This is a genomic window from Sphingobacterium sp. B29, from assembly GCF_001952815.1.
Taxonomy (GTDB): Bacteria; Bacteroidota; Bacteroidia; order Sphingobacteriales; family Sphingobacteriaceae; genus Sphingobacterium; species Sphingobacterium siyangense.
In genome coordinates, this window is record NZ_CP019158.1 from 110,242 (window position 1) to 124,399 (window position 14,158).

At 40.1% G+C, this 14,158-nt stretch carries 15 protein-coding genes; 1 reads left to right on the top strand and 14 read right to left on the bottom strand.

Features of this window, described 5'->3' with window-relative positions:
* Positions 1-24: 24 nt before the first annotated feature.
* From nuoF to BV902_RS00535, 14 genes are all read right to left on the bottom strand, one after another.
* A complete protein-coding gene (gene nuoF / locus BV902_RS00465; protein ID WP_075990304.1) occupies positions 25-1,380 on the bottom strand; it encodes an NADH-quinone oxidoreductase subunit NuoF in 1,356 nt (451 codons plus the stop codon).
* A gap of 1 nt (position 1,381) precedes the next feature.
* Positions 1,382-1,903 (bottom strand): NADH-quinone oxidoreductase subunit NuoE family protein, encoded by a 522-nt coding sequence (locus tag BV902_RS00470; RefSeq protein WP_075990305.1) that lies wholly within the window; start codon positions 1,901-1,903, stop codon positions 1,382-1,384.
* Entirely contained in the window at positions 1,896-3,131 is a 1,236-nt protein-coding gene (locus tag BV902_RS00475; protein WP_075990306.1) for an NADH-quinone oxidoreductase subunit D, read from the bottom strand. The genes BV902_RS00470 and BV902_RS00475 overlap by 8 nt, the downstream gene beginning before the upstream one ends.
* A 10-nt stretch (positions 3,132-3,141) precedes the next feature.
* Entirely contained in the window at positions 3,142-3,639 is a 498-nt protein-coding gene (locus BV902_RS00480) for an NADH-quinone oxidoreductase subunit C (RefSeq protein ID WP_075990307.1), read from the bottom strand.
* Positions 3,640-4,191 (bottom strand): NADH-quinone oxidoreductase subunit B, encoded by a 552-nt coding sequence (locus BV902_RS00485; protein ID WP_075990308.1) that lies wholly within the window; start codon positions 4,189-4,191, stop codon positions 3,640-3,642.
* 60 nt (positions 4,192-4,251) lie between these two features.
* A complete protein-coding gene (locus tag BV902_RS00490; protein WP_075990309.1) occupies positions 4,252-4,626 on the bottom strand; it encodes an NADH-quinone oxidoreductase subunit A in 375 nt (124 codons plus the stop codon).
* A 119-nt stretch (positions 4,627-4,745) separates the two neighbouring features.
* A complete protein-coding gene (locus BV902_RS00495) occupies positions 4,746-6,545 on the bottom strand; it encodes a tetratricopeptide repeat protein (protein ID WP_075990310.1) in 1,800 nt (599 codons plus the stop codon).
* Positions 6,546-6,570: 25 nt separating this feature from the next.
* A complete protein-coding gene (locus BV902_RS00500; RefSeq protein WP_237241893.1) occupies positions 6,571-7,497 on the bottom strand; it encodes a PstS family phosphate ABC transporter substrate-binding protein in 927 nt (308 codons plus the stop codon).
* Positions 7,498-7,827: 330 nt separating this feature from the next.
* Positions 7,828-8,715: an energy transducer TonB gene (locus tag BV902_RS00510; protein ID WP_075990313.1), complete on the bottom strand. Its 888-nt coding sequence runs from the start codon at positions 8,713-8,715 to the stop codon at positions 7,828-7,830.
* Positions 8,716-8,746: 31 nt separating this feature from the next.
* Positions 8,747-9,304 carry an ExbD/TolR family protein gene (locus tag BV902_RS00515; protein ID WP_075990314.1) on the bottom strand — a complete coding sequence of 186 codons (558 nt, stop codon included), beginning with the start codon at positions 9,302-9,304 and terminating at the stop codon, positions 8,747-8,749.
* A gap of 24 nt (positions 9,305-9,328) precedes the next feature.
* The gene (locus tag BV902_RS00520) at positions 9,329-9,991 is read right to left on the bottom strand and encodes an ExbD/TolR family protein (RefSeq protein WP_075990315.1); all 663 of its coding nucleotides are present in this window, start codon (positions 9,989-9,991) and stop codon (positions 9,329-9,331) included.
* Positions 9,992-10,092: 101 nt separating this feature from the next.
* Positions 10,093-10,917, bottom strand: a complete 825-nt coding sequence (locus BV902_RS00525) for a MotA/TolQ/ExbB proton channel family protein (protein WP_075990316.1) — start codon at positions 10,915-10,917, stop codon at positions 10,093-10,095.
* A gap of 433 nt (positions 10,918-11,350) precedes the next feature.
* Positions 11,351-11,701, bottom strand: coding sequence for a translation initiation factor (locus tag BV902_RS00530; RefSeq protein ID WP_075990317.1), 351 nt, complete (start codon positions 11,699-11,701; stop codon positions 11,351-11,353).
* A 4-nt stretch (positions 11,702-11,705) separates the two neighbouring features.
* Positions 11,706-12,584, bottom strand: coding sequence for a diacylglycerol/lipid kinase family protein (locus BV902_RS00535; protein ID WP_075990318.1), 879 nt, complete (start codon positions 12,582-12,584; stop codon positions 11,706-11,708).
* A gap of 304 nt (positions 12,585-12,888) precedes the next feature.
* On the opposite strand from BV902_RS00535, the gene metK reads away from it, so the two are divergent.
* The gene (gene metK, locus BV902_RS00540; protein WP_075990319.1) at positions 12,889-14,142 is read left to right on the top strand and encodes a methionine adenosyltransferase; all 1,254 of its coding nucleotides are present in this window, start codon (positions 12,889-12,891) and stop codon (positions 14,140-14,142) included.
* Positions 14,143-14,158: the final 16 nt, after the last annotated feature.

Here is a 14,158-nt window from a genome sequence, read left to right on the forward strand (position 1 = left end):
ATTAATTTATCGTTACAGCTTCTATTATGATACTATTGGTTGTAAAGGATCAGCATAATGTGCCAGTCCATAATTCCGTGTTTGTGACTCTTCCGGATGCAGGATATGCCATTCAAATTCATCCCTAAAATGTCTTATTGCTGCTGCCACAGGCCATGCTGCAGCATCCCCTAATGGACAGATTGTATTGCCTTCAATTTTCCGCTGCACATCCCACAGCAAATCAATGTCTGACATCGAGCCGTGACCGCTCTCGATCTTATGCAACACCTTCTCCATCCAGCCTGTTCCTTCACGACAAGGCGAACATTGACCACAGCTTTCATGATGATAGAATCGCGCAAAATTCCAGGTATTACGCACCACGCACTGATCCTCATCAAATACGATAAAACCACCTGATCCGAGCATTGTACCAGTTTGGAAGCCACCATCAGCCAATGACTCATAAGTCATCAATCGACTATTTCCAGCAGCAGTTTTCAAGATCAGATTAGCCGGTAAAATAGGCACCGAAGAGCCTCCGGCCACGACAGCCTTCATTCGTTTTCCGTTGGCAATACCACCACAATATTCGTCCGAGTAAATAAATTCTTCAACAGGCAGACCGAGTTCGATCTCGTAGACACCTGGTTTTACAATATTTCCGCTAGCGGAAATTAATTTTGTTCCGGTACTACGCTCTACACCGATCTTAGCATACTCTTCACCACCCAAATTTATAATGGGAACTGTCGTTGCAATAGATTCCACATTATTCACCACTGTCGGGCAGTTATATAAACCCGCTATCGCCGGAAAAGGGGGTTTAATACGCGGATTACCTCGTTTACCTTCTAAAGACTCTAATAAAGCCGTTTCCTCACCACAGATATACGCTCCACCTCCCGGTTGAACATAGATCTCCAGATCATACCCCGAACCTAAAATATTTTTACCCAAAAACCCTTTTTCCTTGGCTTCAGCAATAGCACGCTCCAAAATTCTGATCTGTGGCATCATCTCTCCACGCACATAGATATACGACGTGTGAGCCCCCAAAGCGAAGCTGGATACAATCATTCCCTCAATGAGTGCATGCGGAATATGTGTCATTAAATAACGGTCTTTGAATGTCCCTGGCTCAGACTCGTCGGCATTACAGACCAAATAGCGTGGCACCCCCTCAGGTTTAGCCAAAAAGGACCATTTCATCCCCGTAGGAAAACCAGCTCCCCCACGGCCACGTAATCCAGACTTCTTAACCTCTTCGACAACATCCTCAGGAGACATTGTCTTTAATACTTTTTCAACAGCAACATAACCACCTTTTTGTCGATAGACCTCAAAGGTATTGATGCCCGGAACATCGATATGAGTCAACAAAAGTTTACGTGCCATATTATTCTGTTTTAGCTTTTAAATTATCAATCAATTCGTCGACTTTATCTTCTGTCAGATTCTCATAGAATGTATATTCAGGGCCAATCTGTAAGACTGGTCCGAAACCACAGGCAGCCAAACATTCTACACCACGCCAAGAGAAAAGCCCATCGCTTGTGACCTGCCCCTCCTTTACACCGAGCTTTTGCTCTAAATGCCCCATAATACGCTCTGCACCGACCAAACAACAAGGCCCGGTACGGCAAATCTCCAGTACGTATTTTCCTTTGGGTTGCAACAGGAACATGGTATAGAAGGTTGCCACCTCATATACCTCAATCGGTAATATATTCAGGTAAACAGCAACCTTATCCATCGCATCTGCGCTGACCCAGCCGTATTCCGCCTGAACCAAATGTAAAATGGGCAATAAGCCCGATTTCTGCTTTCCTTCGGGATAACGGCTTACCACTTCTCCAAACTTGGCTAACAATTCTGGAGAAAACGTTACATTTTCATTATGTTGTTTTACACTAAGCATCTAATTCTCCAGCTATAACGTTAAGACTACTCATATTTATAATAGCATCTGAAATCAGCATTCCTGCACTCATTGGTGCAAACATCTGATAATTGACAAAAGAAGGTCTCCTGAAATGCAGACGATAAGGTGACCGTCCACCATCATGAATCAAATAAAAACCAAGTTCACCATTTGCCCCTTCGACCGCATGATAAACTTCGGCTTTAGGTGTATCCACCTCACCCATGACGATTTTAAAGTGGTAAATTAGAGCTTCCATATTGGTATACACCTGTTCTTTCGGAGGTAAATAGAAATCAGGAACCTCCGCATGGAAGACTCCTTTAGGCTCTTTCTCAATTTTCGCTAATGCCTGTTCAATAATCCGAAGTGATTGCCACATTTCGGCATTGCGAACCATGAAACGATCGTATACATCACCTGTCGTGCCAACAGGCACATCGAAATCAAATTCTTCATACGAGCAATAAGGATTCTGTACACGCACATCGTAATCTACACCTGTCGCACGTAAAATAGGACCAGACCAGCCATAATCCAGGGCATCTTCTGCTGTTACAGCAGCAACACCCGACGTTCGTTCTATAAAAATGCGGTTACGAACAAACAACTCTTCAAACTCTTGCAATACCGGAGGATAGCGTTTTAGAAATTCACGTATTTTCTCAAAGGCTATAGCATTGAAATCACGCTCGAAGCCTCCAATACGACCAATGTTCGTTGTCAGACGAGCGCCACAGATTTCTTCAAAGATTTCATAGATAAACTCGCGTTCCTGCATCACATACAAAAAGCCCGAAAAAGCACCCGTATCTACCCCCAAAATACCATTACAAATAATATGATCCGCAATACGGGCAAGCTCCATGACGATAACACGCATATATTGCACCCGCTTAGGAATCTCTATTTTAAGTAGTTTTTCAACGGTCATATGCCAGCCCATATTATTGATTGGAGACGAGCAATAGTTTAGACGATCAGTCAAAGGTGTTATTTGATAAAAAGGTCGATGTTCAGCAATCTTTTCAAATGCGCGGTGAATATAACCGATCGTGGACACGCCACTCACAATACGCTCGCCATCGATTTGTACCACGTTCTGAAATACGCCATGCGTGGCGGGATGCGTGGGACCAATATTCAGGGTAATCAACTCGTCTTGCGGATCGTTGTCTTCGAAGACAGGCTGATTAGATGTTATCTTGCTTATAAATTCGCTCATATCGTATAAATTAACGGCCGAAATACAAATCTTTCTTATCTACGCGATTTGGATCCTCTAAAGGATATTCCTTACGCATTGGAAACACCTCCATATCATCTACATTCAAAATCCTTCTCAAATCGGGATGTCCTATAAAATTGACACCAAAAAAATCAAAAGTCTCACGCTCCATCCAGTTCGCACCTTTCCAAACGACGGTTGCTGTTGGAATCTCAGGATTCGGCCCATACAAAAAGACCTTCACTCGGATTCGGATATTATGAACGAGACTATGAATATGATAAACCACAGCAAACTCCTTTTCTAAATGCGGATAATGTACCGCCGTGATATCTGTGAGATGGATAAACTGCAACTCCTTATTCGATTTCAAGAAACGAAGTACATCAATCACATCTTCCGTATCCACGACAATCGTCAATAAATTGTGTGCATCTTGAATTTCGTTAATCTTTGCCGGAAAATTTCCTTGGAGCTTATCCAATAAAAAACTGTTTTCCATCATCTATTTATTTGTATGTATTCCGTACTTCTCAAGCAGCGCTTTGTATTCGGGTGTATTTCTCCGGTTCAATGATTCATTCTTTACAATATCCTGTAGACGCAACACACCATCCAAAATTGCTTCTGGACGGGGAGGACAACCAGGCACGTACACATCAACCGGTATAATTTCGTCTATTCCTTGTAGCACAGAATACGTATCGAAAATACCACCACTAGATGCACAGGCCCCTACAGCAATTACCCAGCGCGGCTCGGCCATTTGCACATACACCTGCTTTAACACCGGAGCCATTTTCTTAGCAATGGTACCCATCACCAATAGCATATCTGCCTGACGCGGCGAAAAACTCGGGCGTTCGGCACCAAATCTAGCCAAATCGTAAGTAGAGCCCATCGTAGCCATAAACTCGATACCACAGCAGGATGTGGCGAAGGGTAAAGGCCATAACGAGTTGGCTCGGGCCAAGCCAATGGCTTTGTCCAAACTTGTCGCAAAAAAACCTGCGCCTTCTACTCCCGGAGGAGCTTCTGCTAATTTTATATCACTCATGAAAAGTCGATTTATAGGTTTAAGTATTGCTGGCCCAAAGGCCAACCATCACGGGAATATCTAATCCCAACTCAATGCTTTTTTCTTGATCACATAGATAAAGCCCAACAAGAGCAGTCCCATGAAAATAAACATCTCGATCAAGCCCTGTAGTCCCATTTCCCGGAAGTTGACTGCCCATGGATACATGAAAATAACTTCAACATCAAATATGACAAACAGGATAGCGACCAAAAAATATTTTATGGAGAAAGGCTGCCTGGCATTTCCGACAACTTCAATTCCCGACTCAAAAGCTCCAAGCTTGTTTTCAGTGCGGACCTTTGGCCCGATAAGATGTGTAATAATTATGGTACTTACCCCAAATCCAACAGCCACTAGAAGCTGTATCAATATAGGCAAGTAGTCGATCGGCATACTATTGGCTTGCTCCATCTCAATTAAAATTTATATTGGTAACTATCTCTAAATATAGAGATTTCAAGGTAAAAATCAAAACAAAAAAGGCGTAGATATTACTATCTACGCCTAATTTAGAATGATTTTATTTAAGCTTATTTCAGGCCCTCTAAGTAACCTTTAACAGCTTCATTTGCCGGATCTATAGCTAATACTTTTTGGAAGCTCTCCTTCGCTTTAGGAAGATCTTGCTTCACGTAATAATAAAGTCCGATATATGTATTTGCATCGATCAAATAATTTTTATTCTTCTCTTGTGCGCCACGTTGATTGATGGTTTCGATCAATTTTTGGAATGGTGCAACGAAATCACCTTTAGGTTGCTCCAAGTTGTCCGCCGTTAAGGCAGCAAAAGCTTTATAATAAAGCGCATTGATCAAATATTTATCTTGTGCTTCTTTATTGTCTGTCGTTTCAATAACAGATAAGAAAGTCTGTGCTTTTTGCAAATCAGCAATTGCTTTATCTCTCAATTCTTGATTAACGACGACTTGTTCTTCATTCTTACTAGCAGCATCTTCCTTTGCACCGATTTGGTAATAAGCTTCTCCAGCATAGTAGTTTGCATCAAACAAATATGTCTTGTTATCTTTATAAGAAGCAACTAGCTCGAATAAAGAGGCTGCTGTCTGCAATTCTTGCTCTTGGTATTTAGCAAATGCCAACTCAGCTGTTTCTCCCAACAATTCTTTGTCTAAATCAATTGCTTTCTTAATATCAGCAATACCCTTTTGAATATTCGCCGTATTCTCTGCTGTCAATACCGGAGCCGCAGTAGCCGTGCTATCTGCACCAGCAGCCGCTGGTTTTGGGCTATTTGCAGCAATCTCAGACATACCTAGATACATATAATCCAATGGAATTACACGATCTTTTTCCATTTTGCTAAACATCTGGTTTAAGTACTCCAATGCTTTCGGATAATCTTTAGCTTTTTGGAAGGCGATATAACCTAAATAACGATAAATTTTTGGATCTACAGAAGGGTTTTGAGCTAATTCTTCAGAAACTACTTTCAAATCGTCGTATTGACGCGCGTAAACCAAGAAATCGGCATAACGGATTTTAGCTTCCAATGAATTATCACCCGCAACTTCCAGGTATTTTTTGTATTGCTCAACACCTTTTTTATTTAACTCGACATATTTCTCGTCAGAAGTACCCGGCAATCTAGACCATTGGTTATATGTTTCAGCCAACTCACGGTAAGTAGGTGCGTATGCCGGAGTTTCTGCAGCAATAGCTTCCAATTGTGTGATAGCCTCATCAAAAGCCTGCGCACCACGTACGATCACAGCCTGTCCAACTTTCGCTTGTACTGAATTTGGATCGATATCAGTCGCTTCACCATAGCTTGTATAAGCCAATGAACCTTCTTTTAAACCACGGTATGCATCACCTAATGCGATAGGAATTGCAACATCTTTTTTGTTTTTTTCTTTCGCTTGCGTTAGGTATTCCAAAGCTTTCGCATAATCGGGCTCCGGCGTTTTTATATATGCACGACCGATTTCCAATAATGGCTCATAATCTTTTTTACCTAATTTTGCGGTTGCCAAAGCGAATTTAGATTCAGCGCTCGCTTTATCCTTTTTCATTAAGTCAACATAGCCCAAACCTACATTGTTGATTGTAGCCTTTGGATCAGCAGCCAAACCTTGGTTGAAAATCGCAGCGGCAGAATCCGCTCTGTCGTTTACCAAATAAATTTGACCCAAATAGAAATAATTATCTCCATTCTTAGGTTGCTTAGTCACTAACTGTTGAAGGATAGTTTTCGCTTTACCATAATTTTCAGCCTCGATGGCTGCTCTAGCATCTTTCAAACTTTGTGCACTTACTGTGCCCACAGATCCCGCCAATAAAAGACTAAATAATAATTTACTGTTTGTCATAATCTATTTTTGTACTATTTATTATCTATTTAATATAACTTTCATCTCTAATAATGATCTCACGTCCAGGCATTGTAGCAGGAACCAATCCAGCTTTCAATACAATACGCTGTCCACGATCTCCTGTCAAAAAGGCACTGAAGCCTAAACCCAAGCCCACATTCGGCTGATAGTTCATAATGTAGACAGGTCTTACAAAAGGATATAAGCCGTCGGCGATAGTCGATTGGGATGGTCTATAAAAACTGACCTTTTTGCCCTCCTTACCAACACTTTCGATGCTCAATGTACGAATTTTCTCCAATAAATTCGAATTTTTTTCTACAGCTTTTAAATACCAATTATAACCAATAACGCCTACTGTATTTACATTCTCGCTCACATATTTCATCACATCTTCACTATCTTTCAAAGCAGAAACAGCTTTCGGATCGATTTTGTTCAATTTGAAATAATCTTTCAAATAGCGCAGTGTGCTTGAATTGGCGTTGTCAAAGATCAGTCGTTGTCCTGCTAAGTTGCCTTCCAACAAAGACTTAACGTCTTTTTGAGGCATTATAGTATCAGCACTGTTACGATTATTGATCAATACAACGGCATCCGACGCCATTTGGAATATTTTAGGTTGAATCCCTCGCTTTTTAAAGTAGCTATCTTCCTCATTTGTCAGCTTGCGCGTCAAAACAACCACATAGGCCGAATCGCCAAGCAATGCATTCACCGCTTTAATTTCAGGACGAGCAATAAGCTCCAAACTCGAATTTGGATAAGAGCTCTCAAACACATCCGCAGATTCTTGGATAATAGGCAACAAAGTTTGATCCACAATAACGGGCAGCTTACCTGTTAAAATATCATCGCCCTCTTTCGCTTGCTTTGTTTTATTTTTGCAGGAAACAAAAATGCCCATACAGATGCCAAGCATCACAAGAACCATTTTATATTTTCTCATATGATACATCATAAAATAAGACAGTTTAATTAAAAAATAGTTTAATTTTTGAAGAGAGAATTGGTTGTAGCCAAAAAGAAGAGGGCAGTTAATTAAAAATTATTTTGCCAAAGCCGTACAAATCGCATAAAAGAATACAGGATCAATACGACACCAAAGATTGTTTTGTAGGTTGGATTAATCTCAATGGGAAAATTGTCCCAGAATATAATCAAAAGGCCCAAAACAAAATAAAAGCCAAACATAAATAGTCCCAAAATAGACAGAAACCGCTTCAGAGGCGATTTCTGTCTATAATTTGAACTATTATTCGAATTAAAATTTGTCATTCTAATTTTGAATGTTCAATCGAATTGGTAAAGTGTACGCTACACGAACTGGACGACCATTTTGAATACCAGGTTTCCATTTCTTCGCTTTCTTAAGCAACCTTACGGCTGCATCACCAGTACCATATTTCAAATCGCGTTTGATATTGATGTCTGTTAAGCTACCATCTTTTTCTACAACGAAAGATACCTCAACGACACCATTTACACCATTTTCAGTTGCAGCAGCTGGATATTCGTAGTTTGAACCAACCCAAGACATAAATGCAGCCATACCACCAATAGGCATTGGTTGAACCTCAATGGCATTAAATGGAAGAATTTCATCTCCATTACCATTTGGATCGCCTTTTGCAGCACCAGTGATCGCGCCATCTTGTTTCTTCGAACCAAATTCACCACGTGCAACAGAAGTACCAGTCGGGCTACCTTTCAAAGTAATACGCGCTGGCGTTTTATTTGGATCTTTCAACTCTTCCTGAGAAGCAACTTCTTCCACAACTTTGTTTGCAGGAGCTACTTTAGGTTCAGGGAAACGAACCAAATCTTCTTTCGGTACATCCATAGCCACTTGTTGAGGTTTTTCTTCCGGTTCTTGTGGAAGCGGCTCCTCTTCTTCAGGCTCTGGTGGTTTGATTTCTTCAAGGTCTTCCAAAGTAACTTCAGTTACTGCAGGAGGAGCCTCAACGGCTTTCTTCGGGAACAGCTTACTTCCATAAACACTAAGGAAACTGGCTATGACTACAATGCCGATAACGACAAAAAGTCCCCTGTTAGTCGCTTTAGGCGCTAGCTTACGAAGCTCATAAGCTCCGTACTCCTTATTGCGGCCTTGAAAAACGACGTCAAGCCATTCTTTCTTAAAAATATCTAATTTTGACCCTATCATCTTATTTTAGTTTTTTGTGTCAATCTAATAACTAATCATTATAGATATTGTCACGTTTTAACACGTCCACTTCCTCTGGAGTAATCTTTCCGATCATATAGCGTTTTACGTCTACAATTTTCATCTCGTCAAGAATGTCAACAAGATTACGTTGTGTACATTTATCACTCGGTCTTATGATTACGATCATGTCTTTACCGCCTGAAACGCGAGGTACATATGCCTTTTTCTCCATCAAAACCTTACGAATCCCATCTGCACCGTAACCAGCAACAGTAGGACCTTCGATCGGACGAGCAACTTGACCATATACCCAAGAGACTTTATTGTCAGAACCCAATAAAATTGTCAGGGAGCGATTATCTGCTGTAAGCAATTCATCGCTTTGTTGCTCCTTAATTTTATTTTTGTCTGGCATAGCCACATCCATCGCTTGCGGTTTATTTAAGGATGTGGTCAACATGAAGAAGGTAATCAACAAGAACGCCAAATCCACCATCGCAGTAAGGTCGACCTTACCGCCATTCTTCTTGGATCTTACTTTCCCGCCTTTGCCTTTTTTACCACTATCCTGATTTAATTCTGCCATTGTTTGTTCTTATTAAATCGTCAATTATTTCTCCTCAGCACGCATGCCTGTTATGAAACTAAATTTGTTTTGCTTTTGATTGCGCAACGTTTCAATAACTAAATTAACCGAAGGATATTTTTCATTCGCATCTGCTTTGATAGCCATCTTTAAAGGTCCTGGATGCACGAAATTTTTATCAGATGCTTCTTTTTCCTTATTTACCTCCTCAGCTGCAAGACGGGCATTTTGAACCCAGTAATACAACTCATTTGAAGTATTCTCTGTACTATCAACCGGGATACCAGTTTGCAGACCTTTCTCTGTACGCTTACTTCCATCCAGGGCCAATAATCCTTTCAATTTAGACATTGGTACACCAAAGTTTTCCATCAATTTGAAACGATCATAATCTTCTTGTGAAAAGCCAACGCCATATTTTGCGGACATTCTTTCTAGTGCTTTTACGCGAACCTGTTGATCAGTCGTACCGAAGAAAACTTTACCTTGATCGCCTATTGTGATCATACCTACATTTGAATCAGGTAACTTATCTTTTGTAGTCGATGCTGGGGTATCCACCGTCAATGCTTCCGGTTGGCGCGCAGTCGCCGTTAAGACGAAGAACGTAAGCAGTAAGAACGATACGTCACACATCGCTGTCATGTCGATCGACGTACTGGCTCTTTTTACTTTTGCTTTACCCATTTTAAATTCTTCTTTTTAAATTAAAAACTCAATCTTCTATCCTATGATGCTTTTGATTTTTGATTTCCATAAAATAAAATCAAAAACTTTCATCATAGTTCTTATTTGTGGTTTGCAGCGTATGTTTGTACGATTGAGAAACCAGCTTCGTCGATAGAGTAAGTTAATTTATCGATTTTTGCAGTAAAGATGTTATACAATACGATAGCGAATGTTGAAGTCGCGATACCAGTTGCTGTATTGATCAAGGCCTCAGAGATACCGTTTGCCAATTTAGCTGAATCTGGAGCACCACCTGTTGCCAATGCCGAGAAGGCTTTGATCATACCTGTTACCGTACCCAATAGACCACATAATGTACCGATAGAAACTAATGTAGCGATAACGTTTAAGTTTTTCTCTAACATTGGCATTTCTAATGCTGTAGTTTCTTCGATTTCTTTTTGAATTGCAATAGCAGCTTTTTCAGTGTTTACTTCAGGATCTGCGGATACTGATTTGTATTTCAATAAACCAGCTTTTACAACATTTGCTACTGAACCTTTTTGTTTGTCACACTCAGCGATCGCTGAATCGATGTTTCCACCATTAATCAATGTTTGAATTTTACGAACGAAGTTTCCTACGTTACCATTACCAGAAGCTTTGTTAATAACGATAAAACGTTCTACTGAGAAAACCCATACCATCAAGAATAAACCAAGCAAAACAGGTACGATAGCCCCAGCATGGTAAACCATTCCTAAGTAGTTACCTGGATTTGGAGCATTTTCAGGATTGTTGTCAACGAAGTTAGTTGGATTGCCCATCACAAATTTCCATACACAGAAACCCACGATGAAACAGATGATGATTGCAGCTTGAGCAAAGAAAGATCCTCCGTTGTTGCTCTCTTGTTTTGCAGCAGTTTTAGGTGCGTTTGCCATTTTTCTAATTTTTAGTTTTTTACTGTTGTTTAAATATATAATGTTGTTTAAATTATATGCACTCTTATTCGCTTTTGAAACCAATTTTGCAAAGCAAATTTAATATTTAATGTCAAATTTAAAATATTCATCTCAAATATATAAAAAAAATCAAATTTGTTTTTTCAAACTGAACACACCATTAATCAGTGTTATTTTTCTCAGCAGTTCCCGTTATATAATCATTATTACTCTATGCTAAATCGCTTATTCGCAATAATTATTTTACAATGAAAGCCATTTTTTTTTTGATATGCAAAAAAATCAAGGATTTTAAACGACAAAAAGTAAGTGATTACTCATGTTTCTGAACAACTAGACATCCTACACTCAAAGCATACTTGCCTAATAGACAATTCATTAGATTTACCACGATTATCCCTGATATACTTGTTTAACCACCAACTAATTTTACGCGATACCCCTCTTTAAGTAACAAATCATAGATCTTTTGTTTAAACTCTCCCTGAATGATGACCTCCCCATCCTTCACTGTCCCTCCCACTCCGCACTTCGTTTTCAACAATTTACCTAAATTCTCCAAGTCTTCCGCTTTTCCAACAAACCCCGTAACCAACGTAACAACTTTCCCCTTCCGCATTTTCCGGTCAAGCTGCACTTTTAAGTTTTGCTGATTTACAGGTAACGTATCTGCTTCCTGAAAAAAATCAGCCAGCTGATAGCTGAAGCTGTCATCTGTTGAATATACAACGCCCTCATAGGACTGTTTCTTATTTTTACTCATGATCTTAACAAATTATCTTTAATGCTTTTGGCATAATAGAAATATCCAATTTATCGCCAAGTTCGATCGGCTCCCCATCCACATGAACCGGTGACACCTTATCAATCTCGATCTGTATGTTCTTTCCAGGAATGATCTCGACATAACTGGATTGATCTGCAGATTTATTAAAAAGATGGAAAATCATCTTTGGCAAAATGTAAAGCGGAAATTTGTGCACGATACAGACATCCAAAATGCCATCGTTAACCGAAGCCTGTGGTGCGATATAGGCATTATTTCCATATTGGGGAGAGTTCGCTACACTGATCATAAACGCTTGCCTTTCGTAAACCTTTCCATCAATCGTTAATTTATAATGGGCAGGTTGGTATTTACTGAGCACATTAAAAACGGACTTCATATAGCCCAAAGGTCCACGAATATTTTCATTGGCAAAATTTTCACTTACAGAGGCATCAAAACCTAAACCCGCGATATTAAAAAATCGTCTATCATTAATTACACCACAATCCACCTCTATCGATTCAAAACGATTAATCCGACGGATAGCAGCAGCTTCATTCATTGGAACCCCCAAGTAGAGCGCCAGGCCGTTACCTGAGCCTTCAGGAATAATCCCCAATGGAATTCCAGATCCCACCAAAGCGGAGCCAAGTTCATTGATCGTGCCATCACCACCGACCGCGATAACTGCATCATAGCCTTCTTTGACCGCTTTCAGCCCAATTTCGTAAGCATGGTTCGGTCTCGCGGTCTGCTGAAAAGTAGGGTCAAACTTCTGCAGATCAAGCACATCTAGCACTTGTTTTTTAAAGGAAGTTTTATTTTTCCCTCCTGAAATAGGATTAATAACAAACAGTATTTGTTTACGTTCTGACATATCCAAAGATAGCGGAAATTACCAATTTCTTAAAATAATGTAATCTTTATACTGATTAACGCACTTCCCTATGCATTTAAAAGTTAAAATATAAATTTGATTTTAAATAATCCTCAAAGTATTGTAGCTTTGTCGCACAAAAAATAGAATGTGGACTGATTTGCGTGCTGTTGCGTTACAAGGCAACGACAAGGAGATTGCAACCACAGTAAAAAAGTGCTAAAAACCCTTCGCTATCACGGCTCTTATCACTTTGCTGTTATTTCATTCTAGCGCAAATCCAATATTAAAAATTACGTAAAGCATGGCTTATTTATTTACGTCAGAATCTGTTTCTGAAGGGCATCCAGACAAAATTGCGGATCAAATTTCAGATGCATTAATAGACAATTTTTTAGCATGGGACGAGGATTCTCGCGTCGCTATTGAAACACTAGTAACCACAGGACAGGTTGTCCTTGCCGGGGAAGTTAAATCAAACATATACCTCGATGTTCAGAAAATAGCCCGTTCGGTGATTCAAAAGATTGGCTACACCAAATCTGAATACATGTTCGAGGCAAACTCCTGTGGCGTTCTTTCGGCGATTCACGAGCAGTCTGCTGATATTAACCAGGGTGTAGACCGCAAGACAAGGCAAGAACAAGGTGCGGGCGACCAAGGTATCATGTTCGGTTATGCAAACAACGAAACTGAAAATTTTATGCCTCTGGCATTGGACCTATCGCATCGCTTACTTTATGAATTGGCCGAGCTACGTCGCGAAAATAACGAAATCAAGTATTTGCGCCCGGACGCAAAATCTCAGGTTACCCTTGAGTATAGCGACGATCACAAACCAAAAAGAATCGAAGCAATCGTAATCTCCACACAACATGACGACTTCGATACGGAACAAGTTATGTTGGATAAAATTACACATGACATCAAAACGATCTTAATTCCTCGTGTTAAAGCACAATTGAAACCAGAACTTCAGTTGTTATTTAACGATGAAATTAAGTTTCATATCAATCCAACTGGAAAATTTGTTATCGGTGGACCTCACGGAGATACAGGACTCACGGGTCGCAAGATCATTGTCGATACCTACGGCGGCCGAGGTGCACATGGTGGAGGGGCTTTCTCAGGAAAAGATCCATCTAAGGTAGACCGTTCAGCGGCATACGCAACGCGCCATATTGCTAAAAACTTAGTGGCTGCAGGTGTTGCAGATGAAATTCTCGTACAGATTTCCTATGCAATTGGTGTAAAAGATCCTATGGGAATCTATGTAAATACCTATGGAACGAGCAAATTAAATTTGACCGATGGTCAGATTGCTGAAAAAATTGCTCATTTGTTTGATATGACTCCCTACGGAATTGAAACGCGTTTGGGTCTGAGAAATCCAATTTATTCAGAAACGGCTGCCTATGGACACATGGGAAGAACACCAAGAAAAGTAACCAAGGAATTCGAAAGCTCAACTGGCGAGAAAAAGCAAATTGAAGTTGAACTTTTTACTTGGGAAAAACTGGATTATATCGATAAAGTGAAAGAAGAGTTTGGTTTGTAAGAGCCTACCATCCATA